17 protein-coding genes are annotated in these 16,626 nt (G+C 53.8%); 10 read left to right on the forward strand and 7 right to left on the reverse strand.

Features of this window, described 5'->3' with window-relative positions:
- Positions 1–27: 27 nt before the first annotated feature.
- A complete protein-coding gene (locus ACAF76_RS17545) occupies positions 28–1,149 on the reverse strand; it encodes an NAD(P)/FAD-dependent oxidoreductase (protein ID WP_421616971.1) in 1,122 nt (373 codons plus the stop codon).
- A 181-nt stretch (positions 1,150–1,330) separates the two neighbouring features.
- On the opposite strand from ACAF76_RS17545, the gene ACAF76_RS17550 reads away from it, so the two are divergent.
- Both ACAF76_RS17550 and ACAF76_RS17555 read left to right on the forward strand, forming a co-directional pair.
- On the forward strand, positions 1,331–1,831 hold the full coding sequence (locus ACAF76_RS17550; protein WP_421616972.1) for an RNA polymerase sigma factor: 501 nt from the start codon (positions 1,331–1,333) through the stop codon (positions 1,829–1,831).
- Complete coding sequence (locus ACAF76_RS17555; protein WP_421616973.1) at positions 1,828–2,874, forward strand: hypothetical protein; 1,047 nt, start codon at positions 1,828–1,830, stop codon at positions 2,872–2,874. Before ACAF76_RS17550 ends, ACAF76_RS17555 begins: the two co-directional genes overlap by 4 nt.
- A 127-nt stretch (positions 2,875–3,001) precedes the next feature.
- Here ACAF76_RS17555 and ACAF76_RS17560 read toward each other — a convergent pair whose 3' ends face one another.
- On the reverse strand, positions 3,002–4,462 hold the full coding sequence (locus ACAF76_RS17560; RefSeq protein ID WP_421616974.1) for a copper amine oxidase N-terminal domain-containing protein: 1,461 nt from the start codon (positions 4,460–4,462) through the stop codon (positions 3,002–3,004).
- 214 nt (positions 4,463–4,676) lie between these two features.
- Here ACAF76_RS17560 and ACAF76_RS17565 point away from each other — a divergent pair, with 214 nt between their 5' ends.
- The 5 genes from ACAF76_RS17565 (at position 4,677) to ACAF76_RS17585 (ending at position 8,691) form a co-directional block, all read left to right on the forward strand.
- Complete coding sequence (locus ACAF76_RS17565; protein ID WP_421616975.1) at positions 4,677–5,312, forward strand: restriction endonuclease; 636 nt, start codon at positions 4,677–4,679, stop codon at positions 5,310–5,312.
- A 173-nt stretch (positions 5,313–5,485) separates the two neighbouring features.
- Positions 5,486–6,376 (forward strand): hypothetical protein, encoded by an 891-nt coding sequence (locus ACAF76_RS17570; RefSeq protein ID WP_421616976.1) that lies wholly within the window; start codon positions 5,486–5,488, stop codon positions 6,374–6,376.
- A 33-nt stretch (positions 6,377–6,409) separates the two neighbouring features.
- The gene (locus tag ACAF76_RS17575) at positions 6,410–6,868 is read left to right on the forward strand and encodes a GNAT family N-acetyltransferase (protein WP_421616977.1); all 459 of its coding nucleotides are present in this window, start codon (positions 6,410–6,412) and stop codon (positions 6,866–6,868) included.
- Positions 6,869–6,934: 66 nt separating this feature from the next.
- Positions 6,935–7,930: a MerR family transcriptional regulator gene (locus tag ACAF76_RS17580; protein ID WP_421616978.1), complete on the forward strand. Its 996-nt coding sequence runs from the start codon at positions 6,935–6,937 to the stop codon at positions 7,928–7,930.
- Between the two features lie 74 nt (positions 7,931–8,004).
- Positions 8,005–8,691 carry a class I SAM-dependent methyltransferase gene (locus tag ACAF76_RS17585; protein WP_421616979.1) on the forward strand — a complete coding sequence of 229 codons (687 nt, stop codon included), beginning with the start codon at positions 8,005–8,007 and terminating at the stop codon, positions 8,689–8,691.
- Positions 8,692–8,789: 98 nt separating this feature from the next.
- Here the strand turns inward: ACAF76_RS17585 and ACAF76_RS17590 are convergent, their stop codons facing one another.
- From ACAF76_RS17590 to ACAF76_RS17600, 3 genes are all read right to left on the reverse strand, one after another.
- Positions 8,790–9,527, reverse strand: a complete 738-nt coding sequence (locus ACAF76_RS17590) for a GNAT family N-acetyltransferase (RefSeq protein WP_421616980.1) — start codon at positions 9,525–9,527, stop codon at positions 8,790–8,792.
- A gap of 73 nt (positions 9,528–9,600) precedes the next feature.
- The gene (locus tag ACAF76_RS17595; protein ID WP_421616981.1) at positions 9,601–10,602 is read right to left on the reverse strand and encodes a zinc-dependent alcohol dehydrogenase family protein; all 1,002 of its coding nucleotides are present in this window, start codon (positions 10,600–10,602) and stop codon (positions 9,601–9,603) included.
- A gap of 53 nt (positions 10,603–10,655) precedes the next feature.
- Entirely contained in the window at positions 10,656–11,567 is a 912-nt protein-coding gene (locus ACAF76_RS17600) for a GNAT family N-acetyltransferase (RefSeq protein WP_421616982.1), read from the reverse strand.
- 129 nt (positions 11,568–11,696) lie between these two features.
- Between ACAF76_RS17600 and ACAF76_RS17605 the strand changes: the two genes are divergently transcribed.
- From ACAF76_RS17605 to ACAF76_RS17615, 3 genes are all read left to right on the forward strand, one after another.
- Entirely contained in the window at positions 11,697–13,403 is a 1,707-nt protein-coding gene (locus ACAF76_RS17605; protein ID WP_421616983.1) for a methyl-accepting chemotaxis protein, read from the forward strand.
- Between the two features lie 101 nt (positions 13,404–13,504).
- Positions 13,505–14,398: a putative RNA methyltransferase gene (locus ACAF76_RS17610; RefSeq protein ID WP_421616984.1), complete on the forward strand. Its 894-nt coding sequence runs from the start codon at positions 13,505–13,507 to the stop codon at positions 14,396–14,398.
- A gap of 94 nt (positions 14,399–14,492) precedes the next feature.
- The gene (locus ACAF76_RS17615) at positions 14,493–15,035 is read left to right on the forward strand and encodes a superoxide dismutase family protein (RefSeq protein ID WP_421616985.1); all 543 of its coding nucleotides are present in this window, start codon (positions 14,493–14,495) and stop codon (positions 15,033–15,035) included.
- A gap of 47 nt (positions 15,036–15,082) precedes the next feature.
- On the opposite strand, the gene ACAF76_RS17620 is transcribed toward ACAF76_RS17615, so the two are convergent.
- A complete protein-coding gene (locus ACAF76_RS17620) occupies positions 15,083–15,925 on the reverse strand; it encodes a 1,4-dihydroxy-6-naphthoate synthase (protein WP_421617925.1) in 843 nt (280 codons plus the stop codon).
- 2 nt (positions 15,926–15,927) lie between these two features.
- The gene (locus ACAF76_RS17625; RefSeq protein WP_421616986.1) at positions 15,928–16,587 is read right to left on the reverse strand and encodes a futalosine hydrolase; all 660 of its coding nucleotides are present in this window, start codon (positions 16,585–16,587) and stop codon (positions 15,928–15,930) included.
- Positions 16,588–16,626: the final 39 nt, after the last annotated feature.

Raw genomic sequence — 16,626 nt, forward strand, 5'->3', positions numbered from 1 at the left:
CTCTCTATTTCTATCTCGAGTGCGAGCTCACTCCCCCAAAGCTCCCGCCACACGGTAGTTGTCCAGCTCGATGTCCAGCTCCAGTCCGAGAGCGAGCTTGGCCAGTTGGTATCCGATATAGGGCCCCATGGTCAAACCTGACGCCCCCAGACCATTTGCGACGAGGATGCCTTCCCAGCCGGGCAATGCCCCGATAACAGGAAGGAAGCCCGGGGTGAAGGGACGAAAGCCTGATCTCGCTTCGATAAACGTGGCATTGTCGAGACCGGGCGCCGTCTCCAGCGCTTTGTTGAATACCTCCTGCAAGCCGCCGGCGGTTATGCGCGTGTCATAGCCTTCCGGGTTATTTTCATGCGTTGCGCCGACGACGATCCGATTGTTTTCAAACGCCAGCAAATACTGATCGCTCGGCGGCATGATGACGGGCCAGTCCCCCGTGTCCGCGCCAGGCCACTCCAGGTGGATGATTTGCGCTTTTTGGTAGGTCACCCGAAAGTCTACGCCCAAAGGCTGCAGCAGTTGGTTCGCCCATGCGCCGGCGCAGACGATGACGGTATCGGCTGCGAGTGATTGTTTGCCAACCTGTACTCCTGTAACTCCTGAACCGGCGTATTGCAAGACCGCCTCGCCGTGTACAAGCTCAGCCCCATGCTTGGCAGCGGCGTGCAACAGCGCATCGCGGAGGGCTCGTCCATCGACACGGGCTGCCCCCGTTACCAATACAGCCGTGCAGTCATCGGCGAGCGGCGGAAACAACGCCTTGGCTTCGCTTGCTGCAAGCAGGCGGATTTCTCCGATTTCCGGAGCGTACTCTTTGCGTTTTACCGCCCGTTTTTCCAGTTCGCCCAGCTTTTTCGGGTCCTTCTGTATGCTGATCGCGCCGACGCGGGCATATCCGGTTTGGGTTTCCCCGTCGCGCTCCAGTTCGTCGATCAAGGAGGGGTAAAAGCGCGCCCCCTCTTTCGCCAGCGTATACCACGCCTGGTTGCGTCTTTGTGACAGCCACGGACAGATAATCCCCGCAGCGGCATCCGTAGCTTGTCCTTTGTCTTTGCGGTCGACGACGATCACCTTCGCGCCCCATTTCGCCAGTTGATACGCCGTAGAGGCGCCCAGAATCCCGGCACCGACAACGATAAATGTTTTCATCTTTTGTCATCCTTTTCGTTGAAACAATGTCCAGTCCATTGTATTCTATCTGCGCTACAATCCAAAAGCCCCATTTGCCAGAGCGCTGGACACGCAGTCTTTATACACTGTTGCAAAAAAGGATACCAGGCAACGGGATATTTTCGAGACGCCGATCGTGTTGTATGTAGGAGGCGAAAAAGTGGAGAACGATTCTTTCTTGCATACAGGTACAGAATGGGCCGAACTCTATCAACGGCATGCCGATCTTGTTTACCGGCTGTGCTATCTCTATTTGAAAAATCCCGTTGATGCAGAGGACGCTGTTCAATCTGTATTTCTGAAACTAATCAAATCGCAAATGATTTTCAACGATTACGAGCATGAAAAAGCCTGGCTGACGGTTACCACCCGAAATACGTGCAAAGACCTGCTGAAAAGCTGGTGGAAAACACGTCGCGTTGCTTTAGACGCTCTACCGGAGATTCCTTCTTGGGATGGCGATGAGCCGTCGGGAAAGTTGCTTGCCAGATTGCTGTCCCTTCCTGAAAAATACAAAACCGTTTTGTATCTGTATTATTTCGAGGACTACGCGGTAGCTGAAATCGCATCGATGCTCGGACAGAAAGAAAGCACGATCCAAACGCAATTGTTCAGAGGACGCAAACGCCTGAAAATTGACTTGGGAGGGGACCATCGTTGACTGACAAAAAAATACATCAATTGTTTGCAGCGCTCACGCCCACGACCGAACAAAAAAAGAGAATGTACCAGAACATTTTCGTACAAAGCCAGGTTGACAAGAACCGAGACAGCAAATGTACTCCCGCGCAACGACGATACCGATTCGCCGTTCCTGTTGCCTTATTGCTGATTTGTTTTACGACAACCGCTTTTGCAGCGACCTATATGGGATTGGAGGAAGCCTTCTTCCGCTTCTTAAACCCGGTTGACCATAAGCAGACGCAATATTTGTCATCGGGGGCCGGTACGGTTGGGAAGCAGATAACCAACGAGAACGGGACGCTCGAAATCAGACAAGTGATCGGCGACCGGAACCTGACTTATCTCTTGCTGGACTTTACTGCCCCGGATGGAACGATTTTAGATGCAGCTAGATACCGTTTTGAGCATGTCAGGATTAGCTCGGATCAACCGTTTTACAGCACAGGTTTTACGGTGGTAGACGATGGAAATACAAATGACAATACAATTCGCCTGATCATGTGCATCCTGACCGAAGATTCGCTAGCGGGACAAACAGTGGCTTTCACATTCGAGGATTTGCAGGCGGCCGATCCGCTTCCCGGAATCTTTGAAACGGTCATACCGGGTATGTGGGAAACAGAGGCCACACTGGCTTTCCAGGACTTCTCCAGCCTGTACCAGGTCGATCAAGAAGTGAATATGTTCGGCTATCAGGCAACAGTAAAAACGATCGCCATCTCGCCAATCTCCATTTCGTTGCAGGTTGAAAGCGAAGCGTTGAAGGAGATCAGCGAAGCGGCTAGGGGATTGGAGGACATAGGTGAACATGAATATTTGGACCGCTACCCTGTCACAATCAACTTTGCCGATGGCACCTCATCGACGACAAGTATCTTTACCGGATTGACGGTGAGCGATCATCTCCGTAATCAATTGCTTACGATCAAGACATTCGAAAATGCCATTAATGACAAAGAGATCGCGAGTGTCGTATTTTTTCATACAAAAATTCCGATTGCAGATACATCTGCGCAATAATAACCGAGCAAGCGGCTTTTGCAGCCGCTCTCCCTCACTTTTGGCAAGCGAAGACCGTACGCCGTTTGCCGATGCAACCAAAAAAGCGTTCCCCCATGCCAATCAGGGGAACGCTCCCAGGTTACTTCTATTGTGTGATGACAACGGAACGGGAGTAAGGGTCCCACTGTACTTTCGCTCCGAGTGCCTCGGATACAAAGCGCACTGGCACCAGCGTCGTATCTCCGTTGAGCAGTTGTGCCGGCACGTCGAGAACAATCCGTTCGCCGTTTTTATACGCGATCTTGGAGCCGATCGTCAGTTGGATCACATTCCCATCCTTATAGGCAGTCACAGTCTGTGTGGCCTCATCCCACTCTACGCGTGCGCCAAGCGACTCGAAAATGGCGCGCAGAGGAACCAGCGTCCGTCCATCGATTTCAATCGGATTTTTCGGATACACCTGAAGCTGTCCATCGATAAACACCGCGATCTGGTTCGTCAGATTGACCGTGAATACGGCTGGCAATGAATGAGCTGCCACTCTGCCCTGCTTGTCCACGATTTCGATGTAGACACTGTAGCTGCCTGTGAGAAGCTTCAATTCGGCAATCGAGATTTGCGGTTTGGCCAGGTTGAGCTTGATCCGCTGCACTTCTTTCCCGTAATGATCGGTTGCGACCAGGAACACATTGTATTGCGTCAACCATTCCTGGGACTGCAGCACAATCGTAATCGTCCCGTTGGTATTCACTGTAATGCCACCCGGGAATTCCGCACCACTCGGAATCACAACGGTACCGGTTGAATCCGGCTCCCCGATCACCCAGCGAACGGATTTTGTATGCGCTGTCTGTCCTTCATTCGTAACTTCCAGTCGAACTTCGTATTTGCCAGCAGGCAAGTTCAGGCTGCTGCTGGAAATCCTCGGATTTTTGGTATTGATCGTGATGCGTTTTACTTCTTTTTCTTCTTCGTTGTAGATCACGAGATAAAACTTCGCTTTGGCATACGCTGCCGTAATATTGATCGTGATTTCAATATCTCCGTCCTCATCGATGCTGATGCCGCCCGGAAAGACGAGATCGTCTTTTTCGCTCTCCCCGCCTGTGATATAGAGAGAAACAGCGTCTGACTCCAGCGTAATTCTGCCGCATGGCGGCTCGATGCTCAATCCGCCTTTGGCAGTCTCGCTTGGATCAAAATCACGGACGACAAGCGAGACGAGGTATTTATCATCCGGAATATCCCGGAACTCCTTCGCCGCAATCGTGATCGCTCCCGTGCGCACTTCTACCGCGAACTCCCCTCCGCCAAACGCAGGGACGTATTCGGTCACCAGCTTCGCTTTCGTGATGCTTTTGACCGGGATTTGTTTGATTTGCTCCCCGCGGCTGTCGGTAATGACCAGATCCATATGCTTCGTAAAACCAGCGTCCACTTTTACCCATGCAGACAAATTCCCGTTTTCTGCAAATCCGACTTCTGTCAGAACAGGGGAAAACGGCATGGCAATCCGGGAACAGGCACTCGCTACTCCCCCCTCAAAAGACAGCGACAACGCCAAAGAAAGCAACAATGCATATAATACCTTTTTGCTCCAGTTCATGGTGCCCTTCCTCTCTTTATGTAGGAATATTTTCCTGTAGTATACAGCCTCGTTATGAAATAATCATCAATTTTATTAAAAATATTTAATCATATTAAAAAGTGCGCATATGATGATATGCGGTTTTTGCAGCGAATACAGCAAACAGGTTTTCCGTGGCCATTTGCAGGGAATAGGTAGAGACAGACAGTTTGATCGTATTGGAGGATACTACATGATCTATGTTTTCCTGGCTATCATACTGGCGGCTGTTATCGCCGGTATTGTCATCTACAAGAAAAAGAATACCTCCGTTGAAACCGTCTCATTTGCCGACCAGGACCTCGATCCGCTGCACATCGACATCACCCAGATCGATCAGATGGCGGACGGTTCCGAATTCGAAATGTACTTGTATCGACTGTTTCTCGCGTTGCGGTACGAAGGCGTGTACAAAACAGTTGGCAGCGGGGACTTCGGAGTCGATCTCGTCTTTACCGATCGCGAAGGCGTTCGCACTGTCATACAAGCAAAACGCTACAGTGTCGAGAATCCGGTCGGGATCAGCGCGGTGCAGGAAGTCTATTCCGCGATGCGCTACTACAAGGCGAAAAAATCGATCGTCATCGCTTCCTCTTCTTTTACCGCTTCCTGCGAGACCCTCGCCGGAGTCAATCATGTAAAATTGCTCGACCGCAGCGATCTGATTGAAATCATCCGTCTGTTCAAAGAAGGAAACCACGAAAAAGTCAAAGATGTGATCGAAGCGGAGCCACGAATGATACTCGATTCCTGGACGGAGTACACGAACCAGATCAATCCGGAAATCAAAAAGGACAAAAAGGCGGAGAAGATCGTGCAAAACCTGTGACTCGGTACGCACGCACAATCGCTTTCGCAAGAAAAACAGCATAGTCCTCTCCCCCAAAATCCAGGTTGCCAACACAAAGAGGCAACCTTTTCCCGTTGCCTGATGGGATATTATGGAACAAACAAAGCGGTTTGTGTTATTCTGATGACGACATCCGATGGGAGGAAACGAAAATGAGCACGACGACAATTCTGTATGTTATCACCCTCCTTTCCATCCCCCTGCTCGTCCTCGCTTACAAAAAGCGGGAAGAAGATGAATCACGACTCGGCTGGAAAATTGCAGGCTATTACCTGCTGGGAAGCTTCACCCTCAACCTGAATGATCTGGCGCTGCCTCTCGGTTTTTTGCTGTTTCTCCTGTTTTTCCGCCCTGTAAAAAACCGCGCCACCAAACAAAATGCAGCGTACCTCGGGCTTGTACTGTTTTTGTCGCAGCTCATCGTCCCAGCCATTGAAGAGTACATATATGAACGCCCGCGAGAAATAGCCGCTTCGAGCTCTCATCCCTTTCAGGTCGACTTCAACGAGGATTGGGCCATGATCCAGAAGAAGTTCGAGGTCAATCCCGATGCCCGTCTGGACGATTTTCGTGCCGAGTATCAAAAGAACGGCCAACTCGAAGAGCTGTCCTATGATATCGTTGCCCGCTCGGAAAACGGCTTCGTGCTTTACGATGTTGTCTATTCACCAGAGAAAAATCGGTACACCGTGCGGCGCCGCAATGTAGGCGATCAATGGCTGCAATACGAACGCTCCGTACTCGCCTCCCGGTTTTTTGAGGTTGTGGATGACGTTCAAAATCGCGCCCTGTCCCAACAACAGTCATCCCAGGCAACCATCCTCATAGACAGCGATGGACAACTTGTTTCTTATGGCATCAGGCATCGTGACAAATACCGAATTGATGATGACGACATACAGCCGATTGCAGATGATTCCCTGCCCGTCACCGGCTATACGATCTCCACCTGCGAACGGATCGACATGTCCGACAGCACGACTGGTGTTACTCGTTCGCGCGGTTGCATCCATCCGGTCGATTACGTATTTGATGCGATGTGATCCTTATATCGAGTCAGGAGAGGAGAGTTTTGCATGAACATTCGCAAAGCAATGACGCATGAAGCTGACGATCTCAGTAACCTCGTCTTACGTTCAAAGGCTTACTGGGGATACAGTGAGGCATTTTTGGAAGCATGCCGCGAAACGCTGAAGATTACGCCTGCGCAGATCGCTTCGTCACATGTCGTTGTCGCAGAAGAAGATGGTCTCGTCAAGGGCGTCTACATCCTCAACAAGGAAAGTGACAGCAGCGGCTTGCTTCACTCTCTGTTTATCGATTCCAGCGCGATCGGCAAGGGCTACGGAAAAGCATTGTGGAACGACATGATCGAAACAGCGGCCGATTGGGGGCTTCGTACCATTCTCATCCACAGTGATCCGTATGCAGAGCGATTCTACCTGCTGATGGGCGCAAAGCGGATTGGCGAAGTCGCTTCAGCGGTATCCCCGGACAGAAAGCTGCCGTTGATGGAGTTCGCGATTCGGCGTTGATGTGTCCTTTACCTGTACGCTGCGTCAAGGTATACGATGAAGAAGCGAAGCAAGGAGGTTCTCAACATGAAAATCAAAGAAGTCGCAGACAAGCTGAACATCTCCCCTCGCGCGATTCGCTTCTACGAAGAAAAAGGACTGATCGCGCCTGGCAAGCAGGAGCAGAATCAGTACCGCTCCTTCTCGGAAAAGGACATCTGGCGCCTGCAGACGATTCTCTCGCTCCGCGAAGCCGGGATGAGCATCGATGATATTAAAAAAGTCCTCTCCGACATGGACGGAGACGACTACCACCAGTTGCTGTACTATTTGGAACTGCAACGCTCCGTCATGTTCTCCAAATGGCTGGAGCTGAAACAAACGATCGACACGACAGAGCGTATGATCGAAATCGTGAAGCGGGAACAATCACTGCCGCTGGAAGATATTTATCAGCTCGCGGAAGGCTCCAAACGGCTGCGGGACCAGCGGAACAACTGGCGTGACCGCTGGAATTTCGACCGATTGGCGGACATCCACGACCAACACGTCACCGATGATTCCCACAAGTACAGAGACTACGAAAAAGCTCTGGAGCTCACAGTCAAATGGATCGCCCCCATCGAGGGCGAAACCGGCCTCGACATCGGGACAGGAACGGGAAATTTGGCGGGGAAATTGATGCAGCGAGGAGCGGTCATGGCGGGAGTCGATCAGTCCAAAGAAATGCTCGCCCAATGCCGGAGAAAATTTCCCGATATGGAGACGAAGCTCGGCAATTTTCTCGCACTTCCGTACCTGGACGAAAAATTTGACTTTGTGGTTTCCAGCTTTGCCTTCCACCACCTGACGGACAGGCAAAAGCTGCTGGCGATTGAGGAGATGCAAAGGGTACTGAAGCCTCGCGGGCGCATCTGCATCGCCGACCTGATGCTGGCAGACGGACAAGCAGCGCCCGATCACGGCGAGCATTATGCGAGACTATCCGACCTGCTCCACTGGCTCGAAGAAAAAGGGTACTTTGTCAAGCATCAGCAAATCAACGACATGCTGTGTGTCGTCTGCGCTGTTCCGCTCCGCTGAAAAAAGCATTGACCTTCTCGTTACGTCACCTTTTATGATCCGGATGAAAGGCTGAAAAGTGAAGGAGGATCAATATGCCCGATCACACAAGCATTTACCGACAGGAAGCCGAGAAGTATCACCTGCTCATCTCCAGGCAGCCGAATCTCGCCCTGTATATCGAGGAAATCCGGCCGTTTGCGGGCCTGGACATCGTCGATCTCGGAGCGGGTACCGGCAGACTCGCTACCGTTCTTGCCCCGCAAGCAAAATCGCTCGTCGCTCTCGATGCTTCACAGCCGATGCTTGACGTCACCGCGGCCCGGCTGAAACAGGCAGGGCTTGCCAACTGGTCGACCCAACAGGCAGACCACCGCCACATCCCGCTGCCCGAGCAAAGCGCCGATCTGCTTGTAGCAGGCTGGACGATTTGCTACCTTGCCAGCTCCAACGATCCGCGCTGGAAGCAAAACCTGGCGGACGTGATCGCAGAAATGAAGCGCATTATCCGCCCTGGCGGCACCATCATCATTTTCGAAACGATGGGAACAGGGACCGAAACCCCGAATCCGCCCGACTTTTTGCGAGACTACTACCGCGAACTGGCGGAGACATACGGCTTTGCCCATACCTGGATCAGGACGGACTACGAGTTTGACAGTGTCGAGCAAGCCGTGGAGTTGACCCGCTTTTTCTTTGGCGAGCAGTTGGCGGACCGCGTCTTCGCCCAACAGAGCAGGCGTGTAGCGGAATGTGCCGGCATCTGGTGGCTGCACGTCTGAGACATTCGTCTCTCTTCAGTGGAGGGATTCTTTCGTGAAATCAATTTTTGGCGAAAGAGTCCCGCGAACTTTTCTGGCACACTCACTGCCTCACGCTTCTAGCTCTTGACTCTGTACCAATATGTATACACCTCTTCGTAGCCCAGCTTCGCATAGAGCCGATGTGCGGGCGCATTGTCGCGCAGAACCGCCAAATAGCTGAATTTTGCCCCGTTTTCTTTTCCCCAATGCAGCAAATGGTGAACGAGCTGTGTCCCATACCCCTCGTTTCGAAAGCGGGCATCCGTCACAATGTCGTACAGCCCGATATAGTCCCGCTCGATCACCCCGAGTCCGCATGCCACCGCCACCTGATCCCGATACAGCGTCACGAACGCTTTTTTCGTCCTGATATTGGCCAGCATACGCCGCATCGCATCCCGATGCCCTTCCGCAATCTGGTTCAGTCTGCACATATTCCCGATCCACTCATCCTGTATTGTGTCGTCGATATGGACAGCACATGTGGGCGGAGGACTGATCCCGTCCAACGAGACGGTTTGCACGCTCGTGTGGTCGACAAGCACGTAGCCCTTTTTCTCCAGAGAAGCATCCAGAGCATCCGGCTGGGCAAAAGGCGTGATTTTAAACGCAGCCCGAAGCTGGTTGGCGGCGTACAGCTTTTCACAATACGCCACTTTCTCGTCCAGGTCGAGTGACGATCCGTAGAGCGGATTGATCGAATTGGCGCGCTTCGTATAGCCATCGGCAAACCGCAGCAGCCATCCGTCATACAACAGCGTCGACAAAGACTGCCAGTGATTCAGCGACAGTTCCTCGATCATTTTGCCAGACATGCGAATCCCTCCATACCGGTTGCAGATATACGCATAAATATACAATATTTCGTTTATTTATACAATTGGAGGTTTATCGGTTTGCAAGCGATGCGCCTGTGAGCAACACTTTGCCCACTCCTCCAGCCTCAGCCAATCGAACTGCCTGCTGCACATCAGCCAGATCAAATCTGGCTTTCGGCTTGTTCATCTTCACCGCACCGTCTCGCATCAGGCTCCACACGCGATGAAATGTCTCCTGCCACGTCTCGACCGACACCCGTTCATTCCAATGACGCAAATGAAACATGCTCACCGCGATGTCTCCTCTGCCCGCGATGCTCGCCCAGTCTACCGGGATGCCGGACAAGAGGCCGAGCGCCAAAAACACGCCATGCGGCTGCAAGCAAAACGCCAATTCTGTCCCTGCCGCACCTCCTACCGAATCGATGGCCGCTTTTGCCCCCATCCCCTGACTAAGCTCCCGTACGGTCTGCTGCAACGGGCTGACCGCCGTGTCGACCACCCGCCATGCCCCCAGCCGCAGCAGTTCTTCTGTATGCACGCCATTTCGCGTCACGGCGATCAGACGAAAGCCCATATGCTTCGCCAATTGCGCAAAGATGCGGCCAATCGCCGAACCGCATGCGTTGACCAGCACGATGTCGTCCGGCTTCAACTGAAGCACCCCGGTACAGATGACCCAGGCTGTGACCGGATTGATATACGCTTGTGCGGCAGTGTCGTCATCGATCTCGGCAGGTACGGAAACGACCCACTCCGCCGGCGCCCGGACGTACTCCTGCCACGTCCCTTCTCCCCGCAGCGGCAGTACGCGCTTGCCGAGCAAGTCCTGGACGACGCCAGGGCCGACATCCTCCACGACGCCGACTCCTTCATAACCGGGCACACCGGGCAGCGCGATCCGATGTGCATATGCTCCTGTGACCGGAATCAGGTCTGACGGGTTGATCGGACTTGCCAGCATGCGGACCGACACCTCTCCGTATGCTGGCCGCTCCCTGTGCTGGCGCTCCACCTGCAGCACCTCCGCCGGGCGTCCAAAGGCGTAAAAGCGCACACGCCTGTTTTCCACTGGCACCACTCTCCTTTTTTATCCATTGTACTGCGTGAACTTCCGGCTCCACCTCAGGCAATCGACGTCAGGGGATGCTTGAGAGCAGCAGGATACCGACTGCCGCCCTCGGCAATGACAAACAACCCGCTCGAAAACGGCGCGTCCTCCACTGCAATCGCCGGATCGTCGGGAGTAAAGTGAAAGACGACCTGCCCGGTATCCGGACCAGCCATTTTCGCCAGGACGTCGCGGATGCGAACCTCTCGCTTGCTGACGAGATCGAACAGCTCCAGCCGGTTCTCCGCTTGCTTGCAGATGACAACGGCGTCCTCCTCCGGCAAATAGTAGAGATCATCCGGGAAAGCCTGCAAACAGTGGAACATGAAAATCCCCTCAGCGCGTTCGGTAGCAAAGCGCCGGGATACAGGCATCCGCTCGCAGGCATATGTGTATAGGAGACGAAGATCCTCTTCTTTTTCCACGTCCAGCCTTCGGACCCCCGCTCGCCCTCTGCCCGCTACAGTTGGTGTATAGGCAAGCGTGAACAGACGTTCCTCTACCGCCTGAAAGCCAAATCGCGGATAAAAATCGAGCACACTTTCATTGGCAAAAAGATACATGACATCATACCGCCCCTCATATTCCGCCATCACCCGGTTCATCAGCTCCGTCGATAAGCCTTGATTGCGATAGTCGGGATGTGTCATAACCGTTCCAATCTGTACAGCCCTCTTGCGCTCTCCCTCGATCACCAGGTCGAGCAGGTTTGCCGATACGTTGGCGATCACTTGCTCTTTGACGGCAAAGGAATACGGGATATACCGCTCATTCCAGAAGCCTCTTTCATGCCACTTGTCAAACCGGATGCCAAATGTGCTCGCCGCCAGAGCGAAAAAGCTGTCGCGCAGTGCTGCATCATCTTTGTAGTTGTGATGAAACCGCATGTCTGCCAAAGCATTTCCCACGCACTTCCGCTTATCCATGTCATTTCCCCTCGCTTCGCTGCCAAAATTTGTTTATACTGAATTTTCATATGTATCTTAATACTAATCTCCTTCGATATAATTGCCGACAAAGATAAAGTATACAACTATGTAATTGGGGAGATAGACATGCAGTTTAGAAAAAGACTCACGTTAGGCAATAAAATCAACCTCATTGTCATCGCCATTTTGCTCCTGTTGAGCACAGCGATCGGTTTCACTGTGGTTGACCAGCTCACCAAAGGAATCAAGAATGTCGCGATCGAAAAAGCAAAAGGAGATTTGGAGATCTCCTATCGTTATCTCTCCACCCTCTATCCCGGCGATTGGCACATAAAAGACGGGAAGTTGTACAAAGGAAACCACCTCTTCAATGAAAAGTTTGACATTGTCGACGAAATTGGTCAATTAACAGGTGACACCGTCACGATCTTCCAAGGCGACACGCGTATCGCCACCAATGTCCTGACTCCTGAGGGGGAACGGGCCATCGGAACCCAGGTATCTCCTCACGTCGCGGAAATCGTGTTGCAAAACCGGTCCAACTACTACGGAGAAGCAAATGTAGCCGGGCATAACTACCAGACCGCCTACAGACCGATCGTGAACGCTGCCGGGGAAGCCATCGGGATTTTCTATGTGGGCGCCTCTCAAGCCATGATCGACGAAACGATCCAACAATTCCGCTTTACGTTTTTGCTTTTGCTTAGCGTCAGTATCGCGCTCGCCTTGGTGATCCTGCTGTTGTTTACGCGAGGGCTGAGAAAGCGGTTGGCCGCCGTATCCACCGCTTTGGAACAAGCCGGAAAAGGCAATCTCACCATCGTCATGGACGATCGATCCTCAGATGAACTCGGCGATCTGGCACGCAGCTACAACCACATGCAGCAAAATCTGCGCGAAACGATTCAACAGGTTATCCATATGTCGGGGCAAGTCGCTGCATCCGCAGGACAAATCTCTTCCGGGACAGAAGAATCCAAACATGCTACCCAGCAAATCACAGCCTCCATGCAGGAAGTCGCCAACAGCGCGCAATCGCAGGCGACAATGGTGGCGGAAAGCGAAAAAGCCCTGGAGGAAGTCAGCCACGGAATTCAAAACATCGCCGAAAGCTCTACACTGGCTGCTGAAAAAGGAACTGACGCGACCAATCACGCCAGACAAGGTGGACAGTTTGTCGAGCAAACCGCCCAGCAAATCCAGGCGATCTACCACTCCGTCAAAGAAAGCGGGGAAGCGATCCAGGCGCTGGACTACCGCTCCAAAGAAATCGGCGAAATCTCTACGTTGATCAACGAGATCGCCAATCAAACGAATCTGTTGGCCTTGAATGCAGCTATCGAAGCGGCACGGGCAGGCGAGCACGGTCGAGGTTTTGCCGTCGTAGCCGACGAAGTACGCAAGCTGGCCGAGCAGTCACAGCAGTCGTCCGCACGCATTTCGCAGTTGATCCAGGAAGTACAGCTCGATATCATCCGCTCCACCGATTCCATCAATCGGGTGGCAGACGACGTCCAGAGCGGGCTTGAAGTCATCTCCCTAACGCAGCACAGCTTCCGGGAAATTCTCTCTTCCATGGAGCGGATCGGCGAGCAGATCACGGATGTAGCCGCTACAGCCCAGCAGATGTCAGCCAGCGTGGAAGAAGTGACGGCGTCGGTGTCCGGTATTACTTCCATCTCGGAAGATACGTTGCAGATGATGCAAAACGTCTCCGACTCTACCGAAAAACAGCTTGCGACCGCCGAGGACATTTCTCTTGCCAGCTCCCGTTTGTCGGAGATGGCAGCCAATCTGGAAAAACAGGTCAACAAATTCCATATCGGTTCTTAAAGCATGAGAGGAGCACTGGCTGCTCCTCTTTTCTTGCCCCTGGGAATTCATCTGTTCTACAATAGGCATGGAAAAAATCTCATTGTGAAAAGAGCGTATCTATGTCCAAAAACAAGAAAAAAACCGAAGCGGCACAGCTATTCGCGGCGTGGGAGGAGCTGTTTGTCTGCCCGCTGTGCGCAAGCCCGATGCACGTGGTGCAAGAGAGCAGCCTGGTTTGCTCCAACCAGCATTGTTTCGATCTTGCCAGGCAGGGGTACGTCAATTTGCTGACTCACCCGGTAAAGGCTGCGTACGCCAGGGAGATGTTTGCCTCGCGCAAGCTGATCAGCAAAAGCGGCTTTTTCGATCCGCTGCTCAGCAAACTGAGTGAGGCTATTCTGTCACGGCAGACGCATACGCGAGAGCCGATTCGCATCCTCGATGCCGGTTGCGGCGAAGGCTCACACCTGGCGCACATCCAGCACATGATCGGCGACAGGACGAGCAGTGATGTGATAGGCGTCGGGATCGACGTGTCCAAGGATGCGATCGCACTGGCGACCAGCGAGACTTCGCGCTCCCTCTGGTGTGTGGCTGATCTGGCCAACTGTCCGTTTGCCGACAAGCAATACACAGCGATCCTCAACATCCTCTCTCCGGCCAACTACGCCCAATTCCAGCGGCTGCTCAGCGAAGACGGGATCGTGCTCAAGGTCGTCCCGGAACAAGACTACCTCCGCGAGCTGCGGGAGAGCCTGTACGTCCTGGATGAGCGGCAGACGTATACCAATGAAGAGACGACCGCGCTGTTTCGCCGCCAGTTTGCATTGCTGGAAACGATACGGGTCCAGTACACGGCACAAATCGAGCCGAGCAATCTGCCCCACCTGCTCCAAATGACCCCGCTGTCCTGGGGAGCGACGGAGGAGCAGCGCGAACGGCTGTTGCAGACGGGGCTGTCTGCGGTCAGCGTCGACTTTTCGATCTTGGTCGGGCGCAACGAGCAGGCGTAATACACGCACACTTTCCGGGTGGGCTGGGCATGCACCTGCCGCCCTCCTGGCACATACAATAAGCCAAACAAACACGACAAGGATGATCGAGTGAATGTATGGCTTTCTACCCAACGCGTATATGCCACTGTCCTTTCCGCATCCCGTATCCTCCCAGTACGGGCGCGGCCCGAGCGAAGCCGTGGCCGAAATCCACGGCGGTCCGCTAGCTCCTCATATCCGTGGCTACGTCGTCTTCACCGACGTGCCCTACGGGTGCGATGTGTTTATCGAGGTGAGCGGCCTTCCTCCTTATCAGCCTGCCAGAGATGGTCAGCAGCCGATCGGACCGATCAGCTTTCATCTGCATGAAAACGGCTCCTGCGCCGTCGGCGATCCCAACAATCCGTTCCTGGCAGCAGGAGAGCACTGGAATCCGACCCGTCAGCCCCACGGCAACCACGCCGGCGACTTTCCCGTCCTGTTCTCCAATGACGGGTACGCCCGCATGACCTTTTTCACCAACAAGCTGAGCGCCGCCGAAGCGGTGGGCAAAACCGTCATTTTGCACCAAAACCCTGACGACTTTCGCAGCCAGCCGTCCGGAAATGCAGGAAAACGTCTCGCCTGCGGTCTCGTACAGGCGAGCTATATGTAAGAAAAGACGCAGATTGATTTCGCCAATCTGCGTCTTCGTCTGTTTCGCTATTTTTTCAGCAGCGCCAAATCGAATGCAGGGACAAGCCCTTGCTCTGCCGCCCGTCCCAGCAAAGCGGTAATGGCGGCATATCCTTCGTCGCCCAGATTTCTCGTAAATTCATTCACGTACAGATCGATGTGGGCCTTTGCCACCTCAGGAGACATCTCCTGGGCGTGGCTCATTACGTAGTCGAGGGAAGCGTCCGGATTCGCCCAGGCGTATTCCACAGAAGCGCGGGTCCAGTTGGTCAAAGATTGCACGTCGAGATGTCTGCGGGCAATGATCGCACCCAACGGGATCGGCAGACCGGTATCCTGCTCCCACCAGTTCCCCATGTCTTCCAACAGGTTCAGCCCGTAGTTCTGGTACGTAAAACGGGCTTCGTGAATGACCAGCCCTGCGTCGATCAAGCCGTCGCGAACGGCTGGCATGATCTGGTGAAACGGCATGACCACAATTTCGCCTACGCCGCCCGGAACATTTTGGGCAGCCCAGAGACGAAACAGCAAATACGCCGTGGAGCGTTCGCTTGGCACTGCCACCCGCTTGCCTGAAAGCTGAGCAGGATCGTTCGTGTCCGCACTGTCTCCTTTGGTCAGCACCAGCGGACCGCAGCCTCGGCCCAAAGCGCCGCCGCAGGGCAATAGCGCGTAATCGGACAATACCCAGGGCAGGGCTGCATAGGAAATTTTCATTACTTCCGGACCTTCCCGACGGTCGGCCAGGTTGTTGGTAATATCAATATCCGCGTACAGGATGTCCAGTTCAGGGGCACCCGGAATCAAGCCATGCGCCCAGGCGTGAAAGACAAAAGTGTCGTTCGGACATGGAGAAAACGCGATTTTCATCATCATAATACCTCCCGTAATACTGAGCTTGCTCTCTGAAGCATCTGCAACGCTTCCTTGATCCGCCACGCCGACTTGTCACGCGGGCCGATCAGGTTGGAGACCGTACGGATTTCCAGGACAGGGAGCGACTGTTGCTGTGCCGCGCACGCCACACCGTACCCCTCCATCGCCTCGGCTGCCGCATCCGGTACGCGTGCCAACAGCTCTTTTGCAGTCTCGGCACTGCCCGTGACCGTTGACAGCGTCAGCACAGGCGCCTCTGTCACCGGCAGACCGGCCTGCTGCATCCCCGCAGTCACCCGGGAGACGAGTGTCTGATCCAATGCCACGCGGGCAGAGCCAAACCCGAGCTCGTCCAGACTCAGGAAACCTTCTGCCGTCTCCGCGCCCAGATCGGCACAGATGATCTCGCTTGCTACCACGAGCGAGCCTACTTCGGCCACTCCGGCAAATCCGCCGCAAATCCCCGCGCATACGACCAGGTCGTACTCCTCTTGTGCCAGGTGTCTGGCTGTACTGGCTGCGGCTGCCATCGGGCCGACTCCGCCGACGACGACTTCAAACCTGCTGTCACCTGCAAGTCCCTGCAATAGCGCTTCCCGCTCTGCCTCTACGGAAGCGACGACCAGCACCCTTGTATACTTCTCGTCTGCTGCCACGATTCCACCTCTTTTTTTGTCCAGCTTTTCTGGTCCAGT

Source organism: Brevibacillus sp. TJ4 (assembly GCF_044627595.2).
In the GTDB taxonomy this organism is placed as follows: domain Bacteria; phylum Bacillota; class Bacilli; order Brevibacillales; family Brevibacillaceae; genus Brevibacillus.

Coding starts and splice junctions, on each gene's coding strand:
- ACAF76_RS17610 (WP_421616984.1), top strand. CDS start 13,505: ATGTCCAAAAACAAGAAAAAAACCGAAGCGGCACAGCTATTCGCGGCG.
- ACAF76_RS17575 (WP_421616977.1), top strand. CDS start 6,410: ATGAACATTCGCAAAGCAATGACGCATGAAGCTGACGATCTCAGTAAC.
- ACAF76_RS17545 (WP_421616971.1), bottom strand. CDS start 1,149: ATGAAAACATTTATCGTTGTCGGTGCCGGGATTCTGGGCGCCTCTACG.
- ACAF76_RS17570 (WP_421616976.1), top strand. CDS start 5,486: ATGAGCACGACGACAATTCTGTATGTTATCACCCTCCTTTCCATCCCC.
- ACAF76_RS17565 (WP_421616975.1), top strand. CDS start 4,677: ATGATCTATGTTTTCCTGGCTATCATACTGGCGGCTGTTATCGCCGGT.
- ACAF76_RS17585 (WP_421616979.1), top strand. CDS start 8,005: ATGCCCGATCACACAAGCATTTACCGACAGGAAGCCGAGAAGTATCAC.
- ACAF76_RS17590 (WP_421616980.1), bottom strand. CDS start 9,527: ATGTCTGGCAAAATGATCGAGGAACTGTCGCTGAATCACTGGCAGTCT.
- ACAF76_RS17615 (WP_421616985.1), top strand. CDS start 14,493: ATGTATGGCTTTCTACCCAACGCGTATATGCCACTGTCCTTTCCGCAT.
- ACAF76_RS17560 (WP_421616974.1), bottom strand. CDS start 4,462: ATGAACTGGAGCAAAAAGGTATTATATGCATTGTTGCTTTCTTTGGCG.
- ACAF76_RS17580 (WP_421616978.1), top strand. CDS start 6,935: ATGAAAATCAAAGAAGTCGCAGACAAGCTGAACATCTCCCCTCGCGCG.
- ACAF76_RS17605 (WP_421616983.1), top strand. CDS start 11,697: ATGCAGTTTAGAAAAAGACTCACGTTAGGCAATAAAATCAACCTCATT.
- ACAF76_RS17620 (WP_421617925.1), bottom strand. CDS start 15,925: ATGAAAATCGCGTTTTCTCCATGTCCGAACGACACTTTTGTCTTTCAC.
- ACAF76_RS17600 (WP_421616982.1), bottom strand. CDS start 11,567: ATGGATAAGCGGAAGTGCGTGGGAAATGCTTTGGCAGACATGCGGTTT.